The following is a 21513-nucleotide window of genomic DNA, read 5'->3' on the forward strand; positions in this document are numbered from 1 at the left end:
GTCAAGGGGTTAACGGTAGGAGACACACAGGAACAGGTCAATCGGACAGCCCCGAATACGGCATTTTATCCACATCCACTGATATCATATTTTGACGGAGATAACACGCAAACGCAAAAACATATTCCCTTTGGCACCGTTCGGTTGGTACAAAGATCGAAAGACAGAGAGGAACATGAGTAAAGCCGTTTTTTTCCCCGCCGATGAATTCAGGCGCTGCCTGATTGGCACCATGGAGAACGCCTGTTTCCTGAAGCAGGGCGCGGAGCGCTTCACCAATTCGGTCGAGGAGGCGATGCGCTCCTTCTGGCTGCTGCTGTTCTCGATGCCTCTCAATTTCAGCGCCGTCCTCTTCCTCAGCCGCGAGAGCGAAAAACTGAAAGACGCGGAAACACTCCTTCTGATCGAACAGGAAGCTACGCGCCTCGTCTTCGTGAATATCTTCTTTATTCTCGCCGTTTATATGTTGTGCAAAATTCACAACCGGCTGGAGTTTTTTCCGCGCTACCTCGCCGGCCTGAACTGGCTTCAGGTGATCCCGATCCTCTTTGAAACCCCGATCCACCTCATGGTCTGGTCCGGCCTTCACACACTCGATGAAGTCATCCTTCTGGAGATGTTCTTCATGATATACGTCCTCTTGATGACCGGATATTTCATCAGGAACAGCCTGAAGATCAGCATCCCCATGGCCGCCTGGCTCGTCTTCATGATGTACATCGTGGAGGATATCACCCGCCACGCCCTGCTTTACTAAACGCCGCGCAAACGGCTGAAAATCGAAACATAGCGGTGAGGCTTGTACGACAGCGCCATATGTGAAAACAACAGCGCGATCCACAGGTAAGCCAGCACAGGCTGCGGCACACCCATCTGGATTCCAAAAAACCCGATAGCGCCCATCACAAAAACAACGCAAAGAATAACAGCGCTCGCCTGCCCCGCCGTGAATCCCGCATCCAGAAGATGATGATGAAGATGCCCGCGGTCGGCGGTAAACGGATGCTTGCCCTCCCGCACCCGGCGGAAGAATTGCGCGCACTCGTCGAACACGGGCAGCCCGATAATCCACGCCACCGTAATGGGCAGCAGCGTCGGCCCCGGAAATTCCGCGATCTTGATCGCATACCACCCCATCAGCAAGCCAAGGCATAGGCTGCCGGAATCGCCCATGAAAACCAACGCCTTCGCCCGCCATGGCGTCCGAAGGTTATACAAAAGAAATCCCGTCATCGCCCCCGCCGCGATCAACAGCCCCGGCAGCAAATCGGCATCGCCGCGTAAAAGACAGGCAGCGATAAACCACAAAAAAGTCAGAAACCCGATCCCGCCCGCCAGCCCGTCCAGCCCGTCGATCAGATTCATCCCGTTGATGAACAGCACCATAGCGATAATCGAAAAAGGAATGGAAAAAACATCCAGCCACAAACCGCCGAACCCGAACAAATCCCCCAGCGTAAGAATCTGCGCCCCGCCGGGAAGAACGACCACGCACGCCGCCACGATCTGCGCCCCGAACTTGATCCACGGTTGGATCGGCTTGTAATCGTCCGCCATACCGACAGCAAGCAGAAGCGCCAGCGCCTCGATCAACGGCCAGTGCCCCCGCGCCCCGCCGCCCGCCAGAACGAAAACCAGAATGAAAACCGGAAACACGACCAGCCCGCCGATCGGCGGCACGGGACGGTCATGCACCTTCCGCCCCCCCGGCGCATCGATAAACCCCGAGCGCACCGCTAAGCGGATCGCCAGCGGCAACAGCGCGGCGACCAGCGCAAAGCTGACCAGAGCCAGAAAAAACGAAAAACCCGCAGGACCGAAATTCATGCGCGGCAGAATAAGCCAGAGCGGCCGCAAAGAAAAGGCGGCGAAAAGGCTTCAGAGGGAAAAGCCGGTGGAGAAACTTTGTCGGGGTCAAGATTCACAGCTTTTATAAAGTCAGCGAAAACACGGGCTTTCGAGAACCGCATCGCAGAATACTTAAGGGTATTTGGGAAGCGGAAGCGCAGACAACGGCCCGAAAGGGCGTTGGACGCCGAAGGCGCCCGAAGGGAGAGCGCCGTAAAACGGCGCAAATCAAAGACCGTGTTTGCAGGTCTTTAGAAAAGCTGTGGGTTTTAACCCTAGCTTGTGAATATACCGATGAACCCTTCATAAAGGGCCGCCACATCCTCGCCCATCGTGTAGACGACGACGACGATGGCGATCGAAATACCCGTGGCGATCAGGCTGTATTCAATCGCCGTAGCGCCCTCTTCCTGGCGCAAATAACGTGAAATAAGGCCGTGCATAGCTCTTTCCGTCATGAGTGTTACCCAAACTTCAGGATGCCCGGAAAAAGGTAAGATTTCGTAAAGAATTGGTAAAATGCCATAAAAGAGGACGAAAGTCCTATCCATCGTCCCCCCCTTTGCAGGGCCATACATCTTAGCATCCCCGCGCAAGCGGGGATCCAGAAAATAAAACGTAAGAAAACACGGCCAGAAGCAGAGATATCCGCACGGACAGCCTCTGTTGTCCTCTGTCTGTCTCTGGTGTTATTTTTAAAGTGGATTCCGGCCTCCGCCGGAATGACAAGGGGACAAAGTGACTTAAAACTCAGCCGTCACCCCGGCGCAGGCCGGGGTCCACGGCCAAGCCTGAGCGCCGCCGGAAAACTCAAGCCCCGCCCGCTTCGCGTCTTCGCGATTCAAATGAACCCTGTGCGCCCGTAGCCTTGAATCGCAAAGCCGCAAAGCGTTCCGCGCCGATGGTCTCTGTTTGTCTCTGTCGTTTCTTATCAGCAAGAAGTTCGAGCATTCATTGTATTCAGTCACGCTCTTCTCCTTGGGTTCTGTTGATCTTCTTCCATGCCTCAAAATGCTCGGTAGATGAATGGTGCTTCTTTTGCTCGTCTGTCATATAGAAATAGTGGCTTCTATCTTGTGGGCCTAAGCCGAAGTGGAACACCGCATAGCGGATGCCGAATAGCAGGAGATATGACGACAAAAAAACAATGAACATCCCGAACACGACCACTTTCCAAAGCGACCTTTTCTTAGCGCGACTGGGTTCGTTAAATGTGCTCAGGTTTCGTGCTCCTTGTCCTTAAAGTGGATTCCGGCCTCCGCCGGAATGACAGGGTGTCCTTTAACCGTTAAACCGCCCTGGCGACAGCGCCGCCCGCAAGCCCTCGGAAAACTCAACTTCTCCGCGCCCCGTTAACGCACCCGCCAGAAATTCCGCCGCCCGCAGCGAACTCAAAATCCCGTGCGACCCGTGCGCAGTAGACACGTAAATTTTCCGCCGCTCATCCAGCGTCCCCACGATCGGGAAATGATCCGGCGACGTCGTCCGCACCGCCGCCCGCTGCCCCTCGATCGTATGCAGCCCCCGGAACGCACACAGATGCTCGTGCAACTTCATGATGTTATCCAGATCGTCCTGCCCGATGATCTCGCTGTGGTCCAGCCACCTCTGGAACGTCGACCCCACGCAATGCACCCGGTTGATGACGGGCGTCACATACCCCCCGTAACCGACCGTGCAGCGCAGTTTACGAGTCTCCTCGCTATGATCGATAGAGGTCACCTGTCCCCGCACGGCCTGCAGTGGCAGGTGCGAAGCCTCAGGAAATTTCAAAAGCCCCATCCCCCCCGCCAGCACGACGGCATCCGCGCCCAGATCGGAAAAATTTTCGATAGGGTGGTCGAGATGAACATCGACCCCCTCCGCATAGGCTGCGCATAATTTCCGTGGAGAAACCGTCCCCGATTTCGCAAGATAGAGCGCTTCATAGGTGATCGGGATCCCCGCAATCTCGGACGCTTCAGCGGCGGGCACCATCCGCATCTGCCCCGGCCCCCAGCCCCAGTTCCGCGCGGTTTGCGGAAACCGCTTCCCCTTCTTCTCGTCATTGACCAGATGCAATGCGCCGCAGGGATTCCACTCGATCCCCTCAAGAGTCTCGAAAACCTTCAGCGCAGCAAAAAACGCGCCGGAATAAAATTCCTGCTCCGGCCCCTTCTCGGCGGTAAAGCGCGGATTATAAAGCCCGACCGCATTCCCCGACGCGGCGGGAGCCAACGTGGCGGCCTCCTCATAAAGCACAGGCTCCAGCCCGGCGCGCCGGAAAACATAAGCGCACGCCGTCCCCGCCAACCCGCCGCCGATGATCGCGATTTTCATGCTTTGACGCCTCCGGCATAAACCCCCGTCAGCATATCCCGCTTGCGCCCGAACCCCGGCACCTTGTGAACCTCGAACCCCGCATTCTGCAGCCCGCGCCGCACATCCCCCGCCGCCGTGAAGGTCGCAAAGCTCGTGCCCGCATGACTCAACCGCGCCATATGGGAAAAAACCTCATCCGTCCACATCTCGGGGTTGGTCGCGGGTTTGAACCCATCAAGGAACCACGCATCCACCCGCGCCTCCAGCGTCGGCAGAACCTCCGCCACATCCCCGATATGCAGGGTCAGGCGCACATCCTCTGCCACGTCAATCGAATGGGCGCCTGTCTTGGGCACGGGATACAGATCGCAAAAACGCGCCAGCTTATCCCCCAGTTCCTCTTCCCACACCGAGAGGACATCGCGGATAAACGCGCCATTAACCGGATATTTTTCCACCGAGATAAATTCAAGACGTCGCGGATTGTTATTGACCCGCAGCGTCTTCCACAACAGCCACGCCGCGAGAAAATTCAGACCCGTCCCAAACCCCGTCTCTCCGATGACAAACGTCCCCCGGAAATCATGATCGCCCCATCGCTCCGGCAGGCGGTTGCCCTCCAGAAACACGTGCCGCGTCTCCGCCAGCCCGTCCTCTACGGAAAAATAAACATCGTCGAACCGCTCTGACCTTGGCACGCTTGCCATTTTGCTCCATATTTCCTTATTCTTGATGTTCACGAGTCCAACTGAGGTTTTCGCATGTCTTCCAACCCGCTGCTAGAAAAATCGACCCTCCCCAACCAGGCGCCCCCCTTTGACCGGATCAAAACGGAGCATTACCTGCCGGGCCTCAAGGCCGCCATAGAGGAAGCGGAAAAGAACATCGCCAAACTCAAGAAGAACAAGGCGGAGCCGGACTTTGAGAATACCCTTGTCGCCCTTGAATGCGCCTCCGAGACACTCGATCAGGTGACTTCCGCCTTCTATAACCAGCTCTCCGCCGTGGGCGGGGACGATCTGCACGCGCTGGCCGCCGAAATGGGGCCGCTGGGCGCGAAATTCTCCAACGATGTGCTGCTGGATGCCAAACTGTTCAAGCGCGTCAAGGCGGTTTACGACAAACGCGGCTCCCTCACACTCACCCCCGAGCAGAAAACCCTGCTGGAGGACACCTATAAGGGCTTCGTGCGTGGCGGTGCGAATTTGAGCAAGAAGAAAAAGGCTCGCCTGCGCGAGATTTCCGAACGACTCTCCACCCTTACGCCCGCCTTCATGCAGAACACGGTGAAATCCGCCGAAGCCTTCGAACTCGTGATTAGCGATAAAAAAGACCTCTCCGGCCTGCCCGACAGCGCGATTGACAGCGCGGCTCATGCGGCGGAGGAAAAGGGCTATACAGGAAAATGGCTCTTCACGCTGGACTACCCCAGCTTCGGCCCCTTTCTGCAATATGCCGACAACCGCGAACTGCGCGAGAAAATCTGGCGCGCCTTCGGCTCCCGCGCGTGGAAGGGCGAATACGATAATTCCGCCATTATCCTCGAAACCGTGAAGCTGAAAAAGGAACGCGCGAAACTTCTGGGCTATAAGACTCATGCCCACTATGTGCTGGAGGAGCGCATGGCCAAATCCCCCGAACAGGTCATGGAGTTCCTCAAAAAACTCAAGACCGCCTACAAACCTGCCGCCAAGAAAGACCTCGCCACCCTCAAGAAATACGCCGCGAAGGAACACGGCCTGACCGAACTCATGCCGTGGGATGTCGGCTATTACGCCGAAAAGCTCCGCAAGAAGCTTTTTGATTTCACCTCCGAGGATTTCCGCCCTTACTATTCCCTCGAAAAAGTCCTTAAGGGCTGCTTCGATCATTTCAGCAAGCTTTTCGGCATCCGCTTCAACAACGCCGAGGGCAAATACCCCGTCTGGCACAAGGATGTTCAGGTCTTCGACGTGGTCAACAGCAGGGACGGCGCGTTTGTGGGAACCTTTTACGCCGACTTCCACCCCCGCACCGGCAAAAATCAGGGCGCATGGATGACGACCTATCGCAATCAGGGTCTCTGGCGCGGCAAGGTCGAACGCCCCGTGGTGGCGATTGTCTGCAACTTCACCAAGCCGACGAACGACAAGCCCTCCCTGCTCACGCACGGAGAGGTCACGACGCTGTATCATGAAATGGGGCACGCCATCCACGGCCTGCTCTCCGATGTCACCTACCGCGCCGTCGCCGGAACGAACGTAAGATGGGACTTCGTGGAGCTGCCCTCGCAGCTACAGGAAAACTGGTGCTACGAAAAATCGGTGCTGGATACGTTTGCCGAACATTACCAGACCAGCGAGAAAATCCCCGCCGCTTTGGTCGAAAAACTGAACAAGGCCCAGAATTACATGGTCGGCTGGGGCGGTTTGCGCCAGATCGGCCTCGCGCAGCTCGACATGGCGTGGCATACGAAAAACCCCGACAAGATCACGGATGTGGAAAGCTTCGAAGACGCGGCCATGAAGGATACCGCGCTCTTCCCGCGTCTGGCGGGTCCGTCTTCCTGCTCCTTCGGGCATATTTTCGCGGGCGGTTATTCGGCGGGCTATTACAGCTATAAATGGGCCGAAGTGCTGGACGCCGACACGTTCGAGCTGTTCAAGGAAAAGGGCTTGTATGATAGCGCCAGCGCGCAGGCCTACCGCAAACTTCTGGCCAGCGGCGGCTCCGAGGAACCGGCGGTGCTCTACCGCAATTTCCGCGGCCGCGACGCCGACCCGGATGCGCTGCTAAGGCGGGAGGGGTTATTGAAGGCGGAGAAAAAGGCGGCTTGATTTAGGAATGTAAAACGTGACAGCAAAAATAATACTTTGCAGCAATTGCGGAGCGCATAACAGAATACCTAAAGAGAAAACTAAGCAAAAAGCTGCTTGCGGTGATTGCAGCAATATCCTTGCAGTAATAGGTAGTAAGCGCCCACTTATTGCATCCTTATTAGGAATAATTGTCAATTTATGGTTCGTTTGGGTTTTAGTATTCATTTTTATTGTTTTGCCACATTTTGAGAACTCTACCCATAAAAACTCTAATGGAAGAACCTCTAACATAAGAAAAATCTCACCCGACGAAACTTTAATACTGGACAACGGAGTACTATTAACTGATGGACAGGCATTATCGCCAGTAGAAATTAAGCCAGGAATCATTTCAAAAAGTTTTGCTTCCGGCGTCGCTCCCCTAGAAATCAAAACACAAATAGGGAACGACTATTACGTCAAGATAGTAAATATAGAGGACAATAAACCGAGTTTAACCGCCTATATCATCGGAGGTCACCCCTTTGAGGTGAAAATGCCATTGGGCACATACGAAATCCGCTACGCAGCTGGAAACATTTGGTATGGCACCTCTTATTTTTTCGGACCGGGTACAACTTTCAAAGCTAATGAATTGTTTGATTTTACCTCCGACGGACAAGGATATACTGGCTACACGGTTGAACTTATTTTGCAAACAAACGGTAACTTAAGAACCTTTTATATTGATCCCTCGAAATTTTAGGAGGCGGCGCGTTTTTTGTTGTTAGCATCATTTGAAAGCCAATTATATGCGGCATTTATTGTTTTTAATATTTCTTCTGAATCCTTAATTCGCTCAATAGGAATGCCCTGTGCGAGCAATATATCAGGATGGTGTTTTCTTACTAATTCTTTATAAGCAACTTTTACTTCATCATGCTTTGCATTAGCGCCCAAACCTAAAATTTTCAGGTACTGCGTTCGCGTTTGATAAGAAAAATTACTGTTTGATGCGCCTTTCTTTTCTTGTCGAATGCTTTCAAAAAGCAAGAAAAGACGCTCTATCTCGTAACTAGGAAATTGGAAAACACGACAGACGTTTTCAATTATCTGTCTTTCTTCATTAGTTATGACGCCATCCGCTGCTGCAATTTGGATAAGACCAATAATAATATGTTCTAGCGGCTCTTGCTGACCTTCAAAAAGTGCATAAATTTTTTGAGCTGGTTCTTGTATACCTTCAACCGAAGTAGCAGCTCTTCTAAAAATATCCTCTGAACCGGGAAAAGACTTTTCATCAATACCAAAATAAGTTTTAAAAGTCTTAATTTCTACGGCGTCCACGCGACCATCTGCTTTGCAGACTTTAGCGCCCAAAATAATTACAGCCTCAAAAAATTCGCTTCTTCTTGGCTTTTTCTTCTCCTTAACAACCTCATCTTTCCAAGTTAACCCAAGATAGTTTTTCATAAAATAGAGAAAACAGTCTCTATCAATCGAAATATCTATAGCTTCATGACCTTTCCAAAAATTAAAGAAAGACTCTTTCAAACTTTTTGATTTTTTGGAAACCTGAAACGAGAAAACATCTAAACTTTTTTTAACGTCTTTATCTCTCAAATTAAAAAGCAATTCGTAATTTTTAAAAAACTCTCCTTTTTCAGCAAATTGATATTGACCCCATGAAACAAAGCTTTTTGTTTTAAGTTGCTTTTCGTATCTTTCCATGCGGTTGGTAAACGTTACTTCATGAAAAATGGCAGAAGCACGCATCACGGCTTCAGCTTTTTTTTTCTCGTTAATCCCAAAAAAAGAACGCTCCTGATCTATCTTTATTTGAAATCCATCCGACATATGTAAACAAAGGTATGTTTCATAGGTCGTACTCGCAACGCTATTTTTTATAGCGGTGGCGGAATACTTAATACTAAAAATGTCCTCGTAGGAATAATCGCAATCTTCCCCGTAAACAAAACCTTCATCGTAAAAAATTAAATCTTTTAAATACTCTAAGACTAGTCCTTCTTCGTCTTCATTTTTCATTGCTAATTCACTTTTAAATAAAATCTCACAGTATAATCTTGATCACCCATAGTCTTCCTGTCAAATCCCTTCGCGCCTTCGCGATTCAAATGAACCCTTCTCCCCTGCGGCCCTGAATCGCAAAGCCGCAAAGCGTTCCGCGCCAATGGTCTCTGTTTTTCTCTGTCTATCTCTGGTGTTTTTTCATAAATGGATTCCCGCCTTCGCGGGAATGCCGTGATTGTTGCAGAGGTGGAACGGCAAACACGGCAAGCTTCGCGTCTTCGCGATTCAAATAAACTCTTCGCCCCTGCGGCCCTGAATCGCAAAGCCGCAAAGCCTCCCGCGCCGCCCTCTCGGGCATCCCCGCGCAAGCGGGGATCCATACCCCCCTTCGCGTCTTCGCGATTCACATGAAGCGTCCGCGCTTTTGGCCCTGAATCGCAAAGCCGCCAAGACGCAAAGCGTTCCGCGCCAATGGTCTCTGTTTTTCTCTGTCTATCTCTGGTGTTTTTTCATAAATGGATTCCCGCCTTCGCGATTCAAATGAACCCTTCTCCCCTGCGGCCCTGAATCGCAAAGCCGCCAAGACGCAAAGCGTTCTGCTCCAATGTCATGCCCGTGCAGACGGACATCGAGTAAAAAACACCAGGGACAAACAGAGGAAAACAGAGACCGGAAGCGCCATAATCTCTGTTTTTCTCTGTCTATCTCTGGTGTTTTTTCATAAATGGATTCCCGCCTTCGCGGGAATGCCGTGATTGTTGCAGAGGTGGAACGGCAAACACCGCCCCCTTCGCGTCTTCGCGATTCACATAAACCCATCGCCCTGCGGCCTTGAATCGCAAAGCCGCAAAGCGTTCCGCGCCGACGGTCTCTGTTTTTCTCTGTCTATCTCATTAGTTTTAAAAAATTCCCGCCTTCGCCGGAAAGACAGGGGGGGGGGCCGGAATGAAAAGAAAGCACTACCCCCGTCGTGATCGCCGTGATCGTTGTGTTTAAAAACTCTCCGCGCCCTCTGCGGCTCAAAACCCCTAGAACAACTCCATCAGCATACACCGCGCTGACCCGCCGCCATATTTCTCCAGAGTCGGAATAGGGCTGGAGACAAGCCGCGAAAAATGCCGCCCGATCGTCTCGAATTGCGCCTTATCCAGCGCCGCCCGCGCCGTATCCGAAAGCGTGAGCATCCGCGCACCCCCCTCCCCGATCACCTCCAGCGCGTTCCCGCAATTCGCACGCAGCTGCGCCATCGACAGTTCAATCACCTCATGCGTGGATTGAAGTTTCTTCAAAACAGCGTCCCGGTAGGGCGGCAGCAAACATTCAACGCACAGCGCCGCCACCTCCGTGCCGATCCACATCAGATAATCGGTATGATAAACCGGAATTCCCGCGTGGCTCTCCGTCTCGAACATCAAAACCTCATACCCCATAAACTCCGCCCATAGTTTCACAAGCTCGGGATTGGTCCGCTTCGACAGCGCGGCATAGGCAATCTTGTTGACATGATCGGCAACGATGCTCGCCGTACTTTCAAGATACTTTCCTTCCTTCTCATACCCGCTCCAGTCCGTGACGTTCGGATAGGATTTGCGAAGCATCGCGATAATATCCGGCCGCCGCTCCTTCTGGCGGTTCACGCTCAGCATCGGATAAAGAATCATCCGCCCGTCCGGGTAAACCGACGCCCAGTTGGGAAAGACCATATCCGGCGACCCCCGGTGCCCCAGCACGGTCGTGACCTTCACCCCCGCCGCCACCAGCGCGTCACGATAATCGCGGAATTCGCGGACCGCCGCCCGCGAAATTTCCTCACGCGAACGGTCATCCCGCTCCGCCTGATACGCATTGGTTTCCAGCGTCTCGGGATTCGTGTAAAATTCAGCGGGTTCGATCATCAGCAGATGATCCGTGGATTGTTTCATGGCTGGCCCTGTGAAAATGAGACTCTGCTGCAGACAGCATAGGAAAAGATGGTTAAAACTATGCCAAAAAGGGCGGTCTGACGCCAGACCCTTATGAAAAAGGCCGGAAAACCTAATGTTATCCTACCAGCACATCTACCACGCCGGCTCCCTGCCCGATATCCATAAGCACATGGCGCTGGCCGAAATCCTTGACCTCATGGTCAAAAAGGACAAGCCGTTGACCTACTTCGAAACTCACGCCGGACGCGGCTATTACGACCTCTCGGCCCCGGAGGCGCAAAAAACCGGCGAAGCCGCCGAAGGCATCCACAAAATGCTTAAAGAGACATGGTTCCCGCCGACCCGCCCCTTCATGCGTGTGCTACAGGATACCCAACGCACGAAAGGCGCAAACATTTACCCCGGCTCTGCTGCGATTGCCGAATATTACCGCCGCCCCGGTGACAAAATGCACCTCATGGAGCTCCACCCCACAGAGTTTACCTTCCTCCAAAGCGCCATAAAAAGCTCCTCTGTAAACATTCAAAGAAAAGACGGGTTTCAGGCGCTTCTCGCCCTCGCCCCGCCGGAACCGCGCCGCGGCCTTGTCTTTATCGACCCAAGCTACGAAATCAAAAGTGACTACGAGGACATCCCCGTCTATATCGCAAAACTGATGAAAAAATGGGCCGTGGCAACACTGGTCCTCTGGTACCCCCTGCTCCCCTCGCGCCCGCACGAACCGATGGTTCAGGCACTTCAGGATCTTCTCCTCCCGAAATCCGGTCTCTTCGAGGTCGAATTCTCCCCCCCGCCCGAACGCGGCGACGGCTGGAAAGCCCTCTACGGCAGCGGCCTGTTCATCGCCAATATCCCCTTCGGCCTCGAGCAGAAGATGGAGGGGATAACCGCCAAACTGAGCGGGATTAGGAAAGCTGATTAGAGATGACGCTCATGACCCGGCGCGGAGTTGCTGGTCAAAGCGCCAAGTACATCCGCAGGAAACAGCGAAGAATTTTGCTGACAAAACTCGCGCAGACTCATCACCTCAAAAGCATCGCCGTTGGTGAATGGATCTGCAAGACTGACATCCGACGCAGGAAAATAAGAAGCAAGGGAACCCCGCGCCCCATGCGACAAAAGTAGCCGGATATTTTTTTCCGTATCGGGCGCATGAGGCTTGAATTTTTCCACACCGCGGGCTGTAGGCAAATACTGAATGGCGTCAACCCCAAAGCCAGCCTGCTGAAAGCGCTCGACGATCGGTTTAAGCGCCTGCCCCAGAGCCTCTCCTCTAATTTTCAGAGCATCAGAATTTTTTAAATCGGATTGCTTCTGCGCGACATAAAGCATCACCGCCAGATCAAGGGGCGTATGCTTTTGAGCGTCCCGATTTCTTAAACCGATAACACTATAGGGTATGGCTTCACGGGCGTTGACGTCCATCTGAAGTCCGTGCTCGGCGTAGGCCTTCTCAAGATTGCCAAGCGCATCGGGATGATCCGACAAGACGGCCCAGCAAACATCGTTCCCCTGATCAATAATCACAGGAGACCGCAAGCTTGACGATTTCTGCAGGACGACCAGATTTTGTGCCCCAGAGAGAGTAGAAACAGCCCTGTGATCGCACCCGGCGCCAAGAAGAACGCCCAGAGATTCCCGCCCGTTGTGGTAGACGGAATGAAGATAGAGATCAAGCGGATCGACGGCATTCACGTTTTGCCCTTCCTGATCAGGAAGATTGATGCTTCTATGCGCCCTGTCAAAATCGTAATCCTCGACAAGAACACCAAGCGTGACGGACGCATTAACATCACTGGCCTCGACGGCCTGAAACATGGAATTGACTAACCCTTGATCGGCTTGCGGCTTACGCATAACGAACACCCCTTACTATTTTTCCATAGAGTATTAATTTTAGTGACTTTTGTCCATAAAGACGATAAAAACTGGAAAAAGCAAGCAATAACAACAAGTTAAAAATCAAATGCCTAACAATTTTTTCCTCCTTTACCCTTCCCATGGAAGAAAGAACCACCGCTGATATTCTTTGCCCGCAGACCGCTGAATATGCTAGTTTTAAGGAAAGCGCGAAACTAAAGACCGCGCAAAAAGCCTTTAGGCAAAAAGATTATTGGGTGTGACATCGTGGCTCTAAAGCAGAATTTCAACAATCAGAGCGTTTGGCATCAGTTCATGCTGTGGCTGAACGGCCTGTTCAATTCTGAGCAGGAAGACACGCGCACCGCTGACGCATCCGAAGAAGAGGATGGTCCGGACGAGGAAGCATCGAACGAGGGCGACTCCTCCGAACCCGAGGAAAGCGAAGACGGAACGATGCAGGCCGACGCCGCGCCCGCACAAAACGCAGGCAGCAACGACTGGACGAAGGGACTCATGACCACCTTTCTCGGCGCCCTCTTCCCCGCCGCCAGCGCCGCAACCCCCGCGCCCCCCGTCCCCGCGGCAGCACCGCCCGCCCCTGTTATAACATCGGCGCCGGAATCCTCCGACCACGCCGCCTTTCCGTTCGTCGCCAGCCCGCAAGCCCGCACGGTCACAGCCAACGGCGCAACAATTCAGGCACCCCATTCGAACGCAATTTTCTGGGGCGACTCCATCGCCGACGGCATGGCCCGCAGCGTCCGGCCCGGAACCTTCGCGGGCGTGACAAACCTCGGAACCCCCGGCGCAGGTTTTCTGACCAGCATCAAGCCACAGACGGTCAGTAACATCCCGCACAACGCCGCCGCCTTTATTTACTTCGGCACCAACGATGTAGCCTCGCTGATGGGCCAGTCCGACGCCCAGATCGCCGCCTACGCCAAGCGCGTGATTGACATCGCGCAGCAGATGAAAACGCAGGGCGCTGAACCCGTCATCCTCGGCCTCAACGCCCCCAAGGGCGCCTACACGGGCGGCAGCGCGGCCTGGCGACAGGAGGGCTTTGTCGATAACTGGACACGCACGATGGAACGCCTGAACGAGCAATACCAGCTTCAAGCGCAGGCAGCAGGGATAAAATACGCCGCCACCGACGCGCAGATTACCGCCGCCCAGATCAGCACCGACAACCTGCATCTGACCGCAGACGGCAGCCGCGCCATGGTCAATATCGGAGTTCAGGCGATCAAAACCTGAAGCCGTGTTATGCTCCATCACCTGCTAAGTTTCTTTCAGCGTCACGCAACCCCAACCTCTGATCCTTTACATCAGGCAAATGTCTATGCGTCCGGCGCGATAGCGGAAGTCGGCAGAGAGGTCGTGGATTTTTGCACGATCAATAAAACAAGGATCAGCGGCGCCCTCTCGGCGATCAGCAGCCTCGCCCTGGGCTATGAAGGCGTCAGATCGCAAAACCCGGTTCTAATAACCGCAGCGGCCGCCGCCCTGAGCGCCGACGCCATCCTCATCCGCTACGGCGACCCTATCCGCGATGCCGACGACCACAACCCGCAGGACAAACACTTCGAATGGAAAGACGCTGCGAATTTCAAAGACTACCCCCACGAAACTTCGACCATCGGTTACACGGCGCAGAGCGCGGTCATGGCCGCCGCTGATATCGGCAGCGGAAACCTGAACACCTCCATGGGTTACCTTGTCGCCGGAGCCACCGACCTGATGGGCAGCGCCATCACCTTCTTCGTCAGGGAAAAGGAAAACCCCACGGAAAAATTCAAGAACGCCGTCCTGAACCTGCCGGGCATCAAACAAATCGCCAACCTTGCCGAAACGCGCACCAATCTGGCCGCCGGACTGATCTCCATAACAGGGTTGGGATACCTGACCGTCACCGATCTGGCCAAAAACAACTGGAGCGTGGAGACCAGCGCACCGATCCTGACCTTCAGCATCGCCACCCTCGGCTCCGAAGTCTTCTACTGGTTCGCCGAAAAACGCGGCCACGTCCGCGAGGAGCTAGAAGAAAAAGGAATCATCAACAACGATATCGATATCGAACAACCCGGCATGGCCAGAGACATTTAATCGGGTGCCTGCTCCCTGTTAAAACGCCAGCGCCACAGCTTTTTCAACGTCCCCACATCGCTCCACGGCACGCCCAGATCACGCGCCAGACAGGAGGTCGCGTTTTTCATGACCGCCACATCGACGGAAACCGCCTCGACATTTGAAAAAGCGCCACGGTCGGGCTGAAAAAAAACGTGTTCTTCCTCCCCACCCTCGAAGGATTTCTGAATAGCCGCATACAGGCGCGGCGCCGTCCGCTCCATCTGCTGCAGGAAAATCGTGGGCCGCGTCAGGAACATTCCCGTATTCCACAGACAGTCGGGCCGCATCATCAGCGCCTGTGCATCCTCCAAACTCGGCTTCTCGATGAATTTCCGCACAGGCCGGCAGGGAGCCTTCCCCATCTCCGTAACGATATACCCGTACTCTGTTTCAGGTGCAGTCGGCTTCACGCCGAACAGCACCATATGGTCAATCGTATACGCAAGGGATTCAATCACCGCCTTCTCGAACGCCCGCACATTTTTAAGGATGTGATCGCTCGGCATGACAAGCATCAATAGCCCCTGCCCCTTCAGATAATGCGCCGCCAACGCGACAGCCGCCGCCGTACCCTTCGATTCCGGCTCATGAATGATGGCGCGGTATTCGCTTTTGATCAGCTTGAGCTGGTCCTGCGCCAGTTCCTTATGCCGCTCATCGCAAACGATCAGCGGCGGCGCAAACGCCCGCACCCGCAAAACCGTGCGCTGAAAAAACGACAACCCCGTACCGAGAGAAAGAAAAGCCTTCGCGCGCTTTGAATGGGTCAGGGGCCAGAGCTGCGGATCGCGCCCGCCCGCAAGGATAACGGGCACAATCTCAGGCCGCGAGGTCATGAGCCTCCGGTGAAGGATAACGCGCCAGATAATCGGCGTAAGCCAGCCTCAACCCGTCCTCCAGAGAAATCCGGGGCCGCCATCCGGCGGAAAAAATGCGTGAACAATCCATGACTTTACGAAATACACCCTCCGGCCCCGAGGTGTCAAATTCAACCCCGCCGGAACATCCCGCGCAATCGGCGATCTTTAAGGCCAGTTCACCGATGGAAACCTCTGCCCCGCTCCCCACATTGATCGGCCCCGCACCGTTATAGTGCCTGAGCAGAAACACCAGCGCGTCCGCCAGATCATCGACATAAAGAAATTCGCGCAGCGCCCGCCCGCTGCCCCAGACCTTTAACGGCTGCCCCGAAGACTTCGCCACGTGCGCCTTCATCAGCAGCGCCGGAATAACGTGCGAACGCGTCAGATCGTAATGATCCCCCGGACCGTAAAGATTGCACGGCATGGCGGAAATGAAATCGCGCCCGTATTGCTTCCGGTAAAATTCGCACATCTTCACCCCGGCGATCTTCGCCAAGGCATAGCCCTCATTCGTCGGCTCCAGCGGAGCACTCAGCAACGCACTCTCTTTGATCGGCACGTGCGCCTCCCGCGGATAAATGCAGGAAGAACCCAGAGATAAAAGCCGCTCCACCCCGCACAGATGCGCGGCATGGATGACGTTCATGGTAATGGAAAGATTGTCATAAAGAAAATCCGCCGGACGCTGCGAATTATCCAGAATACCGCCCACCAGCGCCGCCGCGAGAATAATAACTTCGGGCTTCTCCCACGCCATCCATTCATGAACCGCCGCCCCATCGCGCAGATCAAGCACCGAACGCGGCGCGGAAATCAGTTGGACGTTTTCGCAAGCAAGCCGCCGCACCGTCGCAGCCCCGACCATGCCCGTCTCCCCGGCCACCCACACCCGCTTGCCGGAAAGAGCATACGGAACGCTCAGCCAGTCATTTTCCATACCGAGTCTCCCCCGGCCTCGCGCCAGAGCAGCGCCCGGTCGGCATTCACCATATCGGCCACCAGATCATCGAAATAATATTTCGGCAGCCAGTTCAGCTTATCCTGCGCCTTCCGCGCATTGCCGAGCAGATGATTGACATCCTTCGGCCGGAACAGCGAAGCATCCACGGAAACCAGCAGCCGCCCCGTGCGCTTCTCGCGCCCCGTCTCCTCGATCCCCGTCCCCTGCCAGACCACGCTCACCCCCGTCTGCGCGAAGGCGCGCTCGACGAACTCCCGCACGGAATAGGCCTGCCCCGTCGCCAGAACATAATCATCGGGCACGGGCTGCTGAAGCATCAGCCACATCCCCTCGACATAATCCCGCGCATGGCCCCAGTCGCGGATAGAATCCAGATTGCCGAGCTTCAAAACCTCCCGCGATCCGGCCTCGATGCAGGCCACCGCCTTGGTGATCTTGCGCGTGACGAAATCCTCCCCCCGCGCCGGACTTTCATGGTTAAACAAAATGCCGTTGGAAACGTGCATCCCGTAAGCCTCGCGGTACGTCCGCGCCAGCCAGTATGCCGCCAGTTTCGCCACGCCGTAGGGGCTGCACGGCATGAAGGGCGTATTCTCGTCCTGCGGCGCGGGCGCACTGCCGAACATTTCGGAGGACGACGCCTGGTACATCCGCACCGACTTTTCCATATCCAGCAACCGGATGGCTTCCAGCAGCGCCAGCGTCCCCTTGGTATTGATATCCAGCGTCGCCGCCGGGGTCTTGAAACTCACCCCCACCTGCGACATGGCGGCGAGATTATAAATCTCGGACGGCCGGATGAGTTTAAGAAGCGCCGTCACATTCTGCGCGTCCGTGATATCGCCCTGATGCAGCGTCAGCGCGGCATCGGTCAGTCCCAGCGCCTCCAGCCGCCGCAAACCGTCGGCGGGGTCCATATAGCTGTCCCACCGGACCAGCCCGTGAACGCGGTAACCTTTACGGATCAGAAACTCAGCAAGAAAACCCCCATCCTGCCCGGCAATGCCGGTGATGAGGGCGGTTTTTTTGAAACCGGACATCGGCGTCTCCCCACACGAAGATTTGCTGTGAAAACACAATGCACCATCCGTGCCAAAAACGCAATGAAAACAAATCAGTTAGAAAAGAAAGTTGAGATACTAAATTAGAAATCATACTCCGCATATTTCCCTCTCCCCGCCTGCGGGGAGAGGGACCAAGAGAGAGAGACCAAGGGAGAGGGGCAAAGCAACAAAAAGATTCTCGCCCCTTCTTTGGCATCCCCGCGCAAGCGGGGATCCACAAAATAAACGACTGAGACAAACAGAGGAAGACAGAGACCATAAGCGCCATAATCTCTGTTTATCTCTGCGTTCTCTGTAGTTATAAAAAATGGATTCCCGCCTCCGCCGGAATGACGAAGGCGCCAACAGGCGCTATAATACGAGGGAAATGAACCCGATAGAAAAAATCGACAGATCGCATCGCCAAAGCCTCGTGCTGCATGGCTTTTGCCTGATGCTGTTCTTCGTATTGTTTTACGTGAATTATAATTTGCCTGTGTTCGCACAAATTGTTGCACACTACACCTATGTTCCTGTAGAACTCGAAGACTCCAGCGCACCACTGCAATATGGAGAACTATCCTATTGTTGGAGCGAACCTTGGTATTGGCGCTGGTGGCAAAACACAAAATACTGTGGCCAAAAAATACCCACACACACCTATAAGGTTAGCGGTAGGGAATACACGTTAATATTCACGACCTACACGTTTGAGGCGCCTCACAGGCTCTCGAAGACTGCTTACTACTCTTTCATCAACCCAGCATGGTCTGTGGCGGATAATCGGATACCGACAGGGAAAATCTGGACTGCCTTCGTTTATCAGACAATCGCCTTAATCGCATACGCTGCGATCCTCTTCATGGCTTCTTCTTTCGCTCTTGGCTGCAAATTTTCCGCCGTTGTTCAGAATATTTATCAATCAAGTAAAAAAATGAGCTTTGAAAATAGCGTCATACTCTCTGGATATAGCTCTGTTTGCGTATCAATGCTTTGTGTCTTGTCGTATCATTTAACCAAGACAAACTTTCCGGGCATCGAGGAAAGCTTTTTATTCAATATTCTGCCTTCTCTGGTTGGAATAATATTTTATGTAATTTACGCCCCCAAACCCTACCTGTTACTGGGACCGGCAATAGTCGCTTATCTTTTTTTCCTCACAGGTCACGCCTTATATTGGTGCCCCCTTGCGCTAATAATACACTTAGCATTGGTCCTGATAGAGGAAGCAGTAAATAAAATCGGCAGATTGTTGAAAAAACCAACCCTGTAAAATTCTCCAAGATCATAAGCCCTATGGTCGCCTCGCTCTCGTCACCCCGGCGTAGGCCGGGGTCCACGGACAATCCTGAGCGCCCTCCTGAAGGAAACCACCGCCCCCTTCGCGTCTTCGCGATTCAAATGAAGCTTTCGCGCCTATGGCCGTGAATCGCAAAGCCGCAAAGACACCCTTGCCCTCCTTTGTCATCCCCGCGCAAGCGGGGATTCAGTCAAAAAGCTTATGAGGATTCCGGCCTCCGCCGGAATGACGAAGGCGCCAACAGGCGCTATAATACGAGGGAAATGAACCCGATAGAAAAAATCGACAGATCGCATCGCCAAGGCCTCGTGCTGCATGGGTTTTGTCTGACTCTTTATGTAATCTTGGTCTGCGTTAACCTCAATCTTCCCTTCATGGCCCAAACTTTCGCACACTACACCTATATTCCGCTGGAATTGGAAAACTCGGAAAACCCCCTGACATGCAATTATCAAGGGGCCGATTGGATTTATGAACCGCCTTGGCATGCTGACCAAAACTTAGCCGGTATACCTGAAGCTTTAAATTTTCCAGAACAAACCTATAGGGTAGGCGAAGAAGAATACGCCTTAAAATACATTACATATACAGGCGAACAGCCATGCAAACTTGAAAAAACAATATACGTTTCACCGCTAAATCCACACTGGGCTGTTTCAGATAATAGGTTTCCGAGCGAAGAAATCAAAAGAGCATTTCTGGATCAAGTGCTTAAGGTGCTGTTCTTGATATGCCTTTTTATTACATTCTCATGCTTGATTTTGAAATGCCCGCCGCGACAGATTTCAAAAGAACTAAAAGAAACATGCAGTCGAAAGTCGGTAGCGAATAGTATTATCTTGTTTTTTTACACCCGCTTTCTAGCGGGAATACTTCTGGACATATACAATTATAGCTTCGATCAAAGCCTTCTAGATGGCAGAAACATAGCATTTGTGATTAGCCTAATCATATATCTGCTCTATGTGCCATTAAGATACATGCTGCTAATACCAATAATTTGGTTGTCGTTTGGATTAATAATCTCCGCAATCAACTTTTATGCCGAAATAAACAGCATGATTCTGTATCATGAGATTCCTTTCGCAGATAACATAGAAATTTTCAGCTACCATGTAATTATTCTTTTGGCGCTGACAGCGCATAACCAATTCAAGAATCATACAAAAGAACCTAACCCATGACGTCTTGACCTTTATAAACCGGCTCGGCTTCCTGGTTAGCGTCACCCCGGCGCAGGCCGGGGTCCACGGATAATCCTGAGCGCCGCCGGAAAACCCAAGCCCCGCCCCCTTCGCGTCTTCGCGATTCAAAGGCCATCCTCACAGGCCGCCCATCATCGCCAAGCCTCCCGCCCCCCCTCTTCTAGCATCCCCGCTCAAGCGGGCATCCAGCCGGAATGACAAGAAAGCGCGGCCTTCGTCGTGATCGCCGTGATCGTTGTGTTTCAAAAAACTCTGCGCCCTCCGCGCCTCTGGGGTAAAATTAAAGCTTTTTCATATTCTCCCTGATCCATGCAGCGAACTCCTCCTCGCTCACGCTCCCGCCCGCCAGCCCCACGGTCATCAGAACACACGCCGCATCATCCACCGCCAGTTCAAACCCGTTGAGCAGCAGGAAGAGTTCCGTCACGACGAACGCCGTGCGCTTGTTCCCGTCCTGAAACGGATGGTTCCGCGCAATGCCGTATCCATACGAAGCTGCCAGCGCCGCAAGGTCCGGTGTCCCGTAATTCAAAAGATTCTGCGGCCTTGCCAGCGCGGATTGCAAAAGGGAAAGGTCGCGCACCCCCGCAAGCCCGCCATGCTCACCGACCTGCGCGTCATGCACGGCCAGTGCAACCGTTTCCAGAATCCAGATAATCTTGCTCATTTCGCCAGTTCGCGCAGCGCGTTCCGGCGCTTTTTCATGAGTTTACGCGCCGCGTCCATCTGCTCCGCAAAGGAGGGGTCATAGGGCGACAGGGTGACACCCTCGCTCGTTTCGCGCAGCCACAGCGCATCCCCCTTTTCGAGGTTGAGATGCGTCAGCACCTCCTTGGGCAAAACGACGCCCAGCGAATTGCCGATCTTGGTGATTTTCAGTTCCATGGCCGCGCCTTTCGGAAAAAGATGTTATAACTCATGTTATAACAAAAACGCCGCCCCGTCAAAATGCTTGAGTCAAAATCAAAACAAAACGCCACCGAACCCGTCACCGAGCCGCAGGCCGGGGTCCACGGCCAATCCTGAGCGCAATCGCAAACGAAACCACCGCCCCCTTCGCGTCTTCGCGATTCAAATGAACCCTTCTCGCCTGCAGCCCTGGAATCGCCAAGTCGCAAAGACTCAAAGCCTCCCGCGCTCCCCTCTTCTAGCATCCCCGCGCAAGCGGGGATCCAGTCAAAACAATTCAATAGGTTCCAGCTTTCGCAGGAATGACAAGAAAAGCGCCGCCCGCGTTGTGATCGCCGTGCCCGCTGTGTTTCAAAA

At 53.7% G+C, this 21513-nt stretch carries 20 protein-coding genes; 8 read left to right on the forward strand and 12 right to left on the reverse strand.

Annotation, left to right across the window (positions count from 1 at the left end; translation table 11 throughout):
• Positions 1-175: 175 nt before the first annotated feature.
• Positions 176-757, forward strand: a complete 582-nt coding sequence (locus IPN28_12340; GenBank protein ID QQS57026.1) for a hypothetical protein — start codon at positions 176-178, stop codon at positions 755-757.
• Here IPN28_12340 and IPN28_12345 read toward each other — a convergent pair.
• From IPN28_12345 to mnmD, 4 genes are all read right to left on the reverse strand, one after another.
• Complete coding sequence (locus IPN28_12345) at positions 754-1827, reverse strand: undecaprenyl/decaprenyl-phosphate alpha-N-acetylglucosaminyl 1-phosphate transferase (protein ID QQS57027.1); 1074 nt, start codon at positions 1825-1827, stop codon at positions 754-756. The genes IPN28_12340 and IPN28_12345 overlap by 4 nt on opposite strands.
• A 296-nt stretch (positions 1828-2123) precedes the next feature.
• Positions 2124-2291 (reverse strand): Flp family type IVb pilin, encoded by a 168-nt coding sequence (locus IPN28_12350; GenBank protein QQS58631.1) that lies wholly within the window; start codon positions 2289-2291, stop codon positions 2124-2126.
• Between the two features lie 838 nt (positions 2292-3129).
• Positions 3130-4167 carry an FAD-dependent 5-carboxymethylaminomethyl-2-thiouridine(34) oxidoreductase MnmC gene (gene mnmC / locus IPN28_12355; protein QQS57028.1) on the reverse strand — a complete coding sequence of 346 codons (1038 nt, stop codon included), beginning with the start codon at positions 4165-4167 and terminating at the stop codon, positions 3130-3132.
• A complete protein-coding gene (mnmD, locus tag IPN28_12360; GenBank protein ID QQS57029.1) occupies positions 4164-4856 on the reverse strand; it encodes a tRNA (5-methylaminomethyl-2-thiouridine)(34)-methyltransferase MnmD in 693 nt (230 codons plus the stop codon). Before mnmD ends, mnmC begins: the two co-directional genes overlap by 4 nt.
• A 54-nt stretch (positions 4857-4910) precedes the next feature.
• Here mnmD and IPN28_12365 point away from each other — a divergent pair, with 54 nt between their 5' ends.
• The gene (locus tag IPN28_12365; GenBank protein QQS57030.1) at positions 4911-6965 is read left to right on the forward strand and encodes a M3 family metallopeptidase; all 2055 of its coding nucleotides are present in this window, start codon (positions 4911-4913) and stop codon (positions 6963-6965) included.
• A gap of 16 nt (positions 6966-6981) precedes the next feature.
• A complete protein-coding gene (locus IPN28_12370; protein ID QQS57031.1) occupies positions 6982-7692 on the forward strand; it encodes a hypothetical protein in 711 nt (236 codons plus the stop codon).
• On the opposite strand, the gene IPN28_12375 is transcribed toward IPN28_12370, so the two are convergent.
• The gene (locus IPN28_12375; GenBank protein ID QQS57032.1) at positions 7689-8972 is read right to left on the reverse strand and encodes a TerB family tellurite resistance protein; all 1284 of its coding nucleotides are present in this window, start codon (positions 8970-8972) and stop codon (positions 7689-7691) included. The genes IPN28_12370 and IPN28_12375 overlap by 4 nt on opposite strands.
• Positions 8973-9985: 1013 nt before the next feature.
• On the reverse strand, positions 9986-10879 hold the full coding sequence (locus tag IPN28_12380) for a hypothetical protein (GenBank protein QQS57033.1): 894 nt from the start codon (positions 10877-10879) through the stop codon (positions 9986-9988).
• Between the two features lie 115 nt (positions 10880-10994).
• Here IPN28_12380 and IPN28_12385 point away from each other — a divergent pair, with 115 nt between their 5' ends.
• Positions 10995-11804: a 23S rRNA (adenine(2030)-N(6))-methyltransferase RlmJ gene (locus IPN28_12385; protein ID QQS57034.1), complete on the forward strand. Its 810-nt coding sequence runs from the start codon at positions 10995-10997 to the stop codon at positions 11802-11804.
• Here IPN28_12385 and IPN28_12390 read toward each other — a convergent pair.
• Complete coding sequence (locus IPN28_12390) at positions 11801-12739, reverse strand: hypothetical protein (protein ID QQS57035.1); 939 nt, start codon at positions 12737-12739, stop codon at positions 11801-11803. The genes IPN28_12385 and IPN28_12390 overlap by 4 nt on opposite strands.
• Positions 12740-13009: 270 nt before the next feature.
• On the opposite strand from IPN28_12390, the gene IPN28_12395 reads away from it, so the two are divergent.
• Together IPN28_12395 and IPN28_12400 are read left to right on the forward strand one after the other, a co-directional pair.
• Positions 13010-14002: a hypothetical protein gene (locus tag IPN28_12395; GenBank protein QQS57036.1), complete on the forward strand. Its 993-nt coding sequence runs from the start codon at positions 13010-13012 to the stop codon at positions 14000-14002.
• Positions 14003-14011: 9 nt separating this feature from the next.
• Positions 14012-14851, forward strand: coding sequence for a hypothetical protein (locus IPN28_12400; GenBank protein QQS57037.1), 840 nt, complete (start codon positions 14012-14014; stop codon positions 14849-14851).
• On the opposite strand, the gene IPN28_12405 is transcribed toward IPN28_12400, so the two are convergent.
• The 3 genes from IPN28_12405 to gmd are packed head-to-tail and all read right to left on the reverse strand — an operon-like array spanning position 14848 to position 17739.
• On the reverse strand, positions 14848-15711 hold the full coding sequence (locus IPN28_12405) for an NTP transferase domain-containing protein (protein QQS57038.1): 864 nt from the start codon (positions 15709-15711) through the stop codon (positions 14848-14850). The two genes, IPN28_12400 and IPN28_12405, sit on opposite strands and share 4 nt — an antisense overlap.
• Positions 15695-16675: a GDP-L-fucose synthase gene (locus IPN28_12410; GenBank protein ID QQS57039.1), complete on the reverse strand. Its 981-nt coding sequence runs from the start codon at positions 16673-16675 to the stop codon at positions 15695-15697. The genes IPN28_12405 and IPN28_12410 overlap by 17 nt, the downstream gene beginning before the upstream one ends.
• On the reverse strand, positions 16657-17739 hold the full coding sequence (gene gmd / locus IPN28_12415; GenBank protein ID QQS57040.1) for a GDP-mannose 4,6-dehydratase: 1083 nt from the start codon (positions 17737-17739) through the stop codon (positions 16657-16659). Before gmd ends, IPN28_12410 begins: the two co-directional genes overlap by 19 nt.
• 391 nt (positions 17740-18130) lie before the next feature.
• On the opposite strand from gmd, the gene IPN28_12420 reads away from it, so the two are divergent.
• The gene (locus IPN28_12420; GenBank protein QQS57041.1) at positions 18131-19015 is read left to right on the forward strand and encodes a hypothetical protein; all 885 of its coding nucleotides are present in this window, start codon (positions 18131-18133) and stop codon (positions 19013-19015) included.
• Between the two features lie 290 nt (positions 19016-19305).
• Positions 19306-20226: a hypothetical protein gene (locus tag IPN28_12425; GenBank protein QQS57042.1), complete on the forward strand. Its 921-nt coding sequence runs from the start codon at positions 19306-19308 to the stop codon at positions 20224-20226.
• 301 nt (positions 20227-20527) lie between these two features.
• On the opposite strand, the gene IPN28_12430 is transcribed toward IPN28_12425, so the two are convergent.
• Both IPN28_12430 and IPN28_12435 read right to left on the reverse strand, forming a co-directional pair.
• A complete protein-coding gene (locus IPN28_12430) occupies positions 20528-20914 on the reverse strand; it encodes a type II toxin-antitoxin system death-on-curing family toxin (GenBank protein ID QQS57043.1) in 387 nt (128 codons plus the stop codon).
• Positions 20911-21132, reverse strand: a complete 222-nt coding sequence (locus tag IPN28_12435; GenBank protein ID QQS57044.1) for an AbrB/MazE/SpoVT family DNA-binding domain-containing protein — start codon at positions 21130-21132, stop codon at positions 20911-20913. The genes IPN28_12430 and IPN28_12435 overlap by 4 nt, the downstream gene beginning before the upstream one ends.
• Positions 21133-21513: the final 381 nt, after the last annotated feature.

Source organism: Alphaproteobacteria bacterium, from assembly GCA_016699735.1.
In the GTDB taxonomy this organism is placed as follows: Bacteria; Pseudomonadota; Alphaproteobacteria; order Micavibrionales; family Micavibrionaceae; genus JAGNKE01.

What these genes read in the sequence shown, in the direction of transcription:
- IPN28_12340 (QQS57026.1), top strand. Translation starts at nt 176, where the DNA reads ATGAGTAAAGCCGTTTTTTTCCCCGCCGATGAATTCAGGCGCTGCCTG.
- IPN28_12345 (QQS57027.1), bottom strand. Translation starts at nt 1,827, where the DNA reads ATGAATTTCGGTCCTGCGGGTTTTTCGTTTTTTCTGGCTCTGGTCAGC.
- IPN28_12350 (QQS58631.1), bottom strand. Translation starts at nt 2,291, where the DNA reads ATGCACGGCCTTATTTCACGTTATTTGCGCCAGGAAGAGGGCGCTACG.
- mnmC (QQS57028.1), bottom strand. Translation starts at nt 4,167, where the DNA reads ATGAAAATCGCGATCATCGGCGGCGGGTTGGCGGGGACGGCGTGCGCT.
- mnmD (QQS57029.1), bottom strand. Translation starts at nt 4,856, where the DNA reads ATGGCAAGCGTGCCAAGGTCAGAGCGGTTCGACGATGTTTATTTTTCC.
- IPN28_12365 (QQS57030.1), top strand. Translation starts at nt 4,911, where the DNA reads ATGTCTTCCAACCCGCTGCTAGAAAAATCGACCCTCCCCAACCAGGCG.
- IPN28_12375 (QQS57032.1), bottom strand. Translation starts at nt 8,972, where the DNA reads ATGAAAAATGAAGACGAAGAAGGACTAGTCTTAGAGTATTTAAAAGAT.
- IPN28_12380 (QQS57033.1), bottom strand. Translation starts at nt 10,879, where the DNA reads ATGAAACAATCCACGGATCATCTGCTGATGATCGAACCCGCTGAATTT.
- IPN28_12385 (QQS57034.1), top strand. Translation starts at nt 10,995, where the DNA reads ATGTTATCCTACCAGCACATCTACCACGCCGGCTCCCTGCCCGATATC.
- IPN28_12390 (QQS57035.1), bottom strand. Translation starts at nt 12,739, where the DNA reads ATGCGTAAGCCGCAAGCCGATCAAGGGTTAGTCAATTCCATGTTTCAG.
- IPN28_12400 (QQS57037.1), top strand. Translation starts at nt 14,012, where the DNA reads ATGCTCCATCACCTGCTAAGTTTCTTTCAGCGTCACGCAACCCCAACC.
- IPN28_12405 (QQS57038.1), bottom strand. Translation starts at nt 15,711, where the DNA reads ATGACCTCGCGGCCTGAGATTGTGCCCGTTATCCTTGCGGGCGGGCGC.
- IPN28_12410 (QQS57039.1), bottom strand. Translation starts at nt 16,675, where the DNA reads ATGGAAAATGACTGGCTGAGCGTTCCGTATGCTCTTTCCGGCAAGCGG.
- gmd (QQS57040.1), bottom strand. Translation starts at nt 17,739, where the DNA reads ATGTCCGGTTTCAAAAAAACCGCCCTCATCACCGGCATTGCCGGGCAG.
- IPN28_12420 (QQS57041.1), top strand. Translation starts at nt 18,131, where the DNA reads ATGAACCCGATAGAAAAAATCGACAGATCGCATCGCCAAAGCCTCGTG.
- IPN28_12425 (QQS57042.1), top strand. Translation starts at nt 19,306, where the DNA reads ATGAACCCGATAGAAAAAATCGACAGATCGCATCGCCAAGGCCTCGTG.
- IPN28_12430 (QQS57043.1), bottom strand. Translation starts at nt 20,914, where the DNA reads ATGAGCAAGATTATCTGGATTCTGGAAACGGTTGCACTGGCCGTGCAT.
- IPN28_12435 (QQS57044.1), bottom strand. Translation starts at nt 21,132, where the DNA reads ATGGAACTGAAAATCACCAAGATCGGCAATTCGCTGGGCGTCGTTTTG.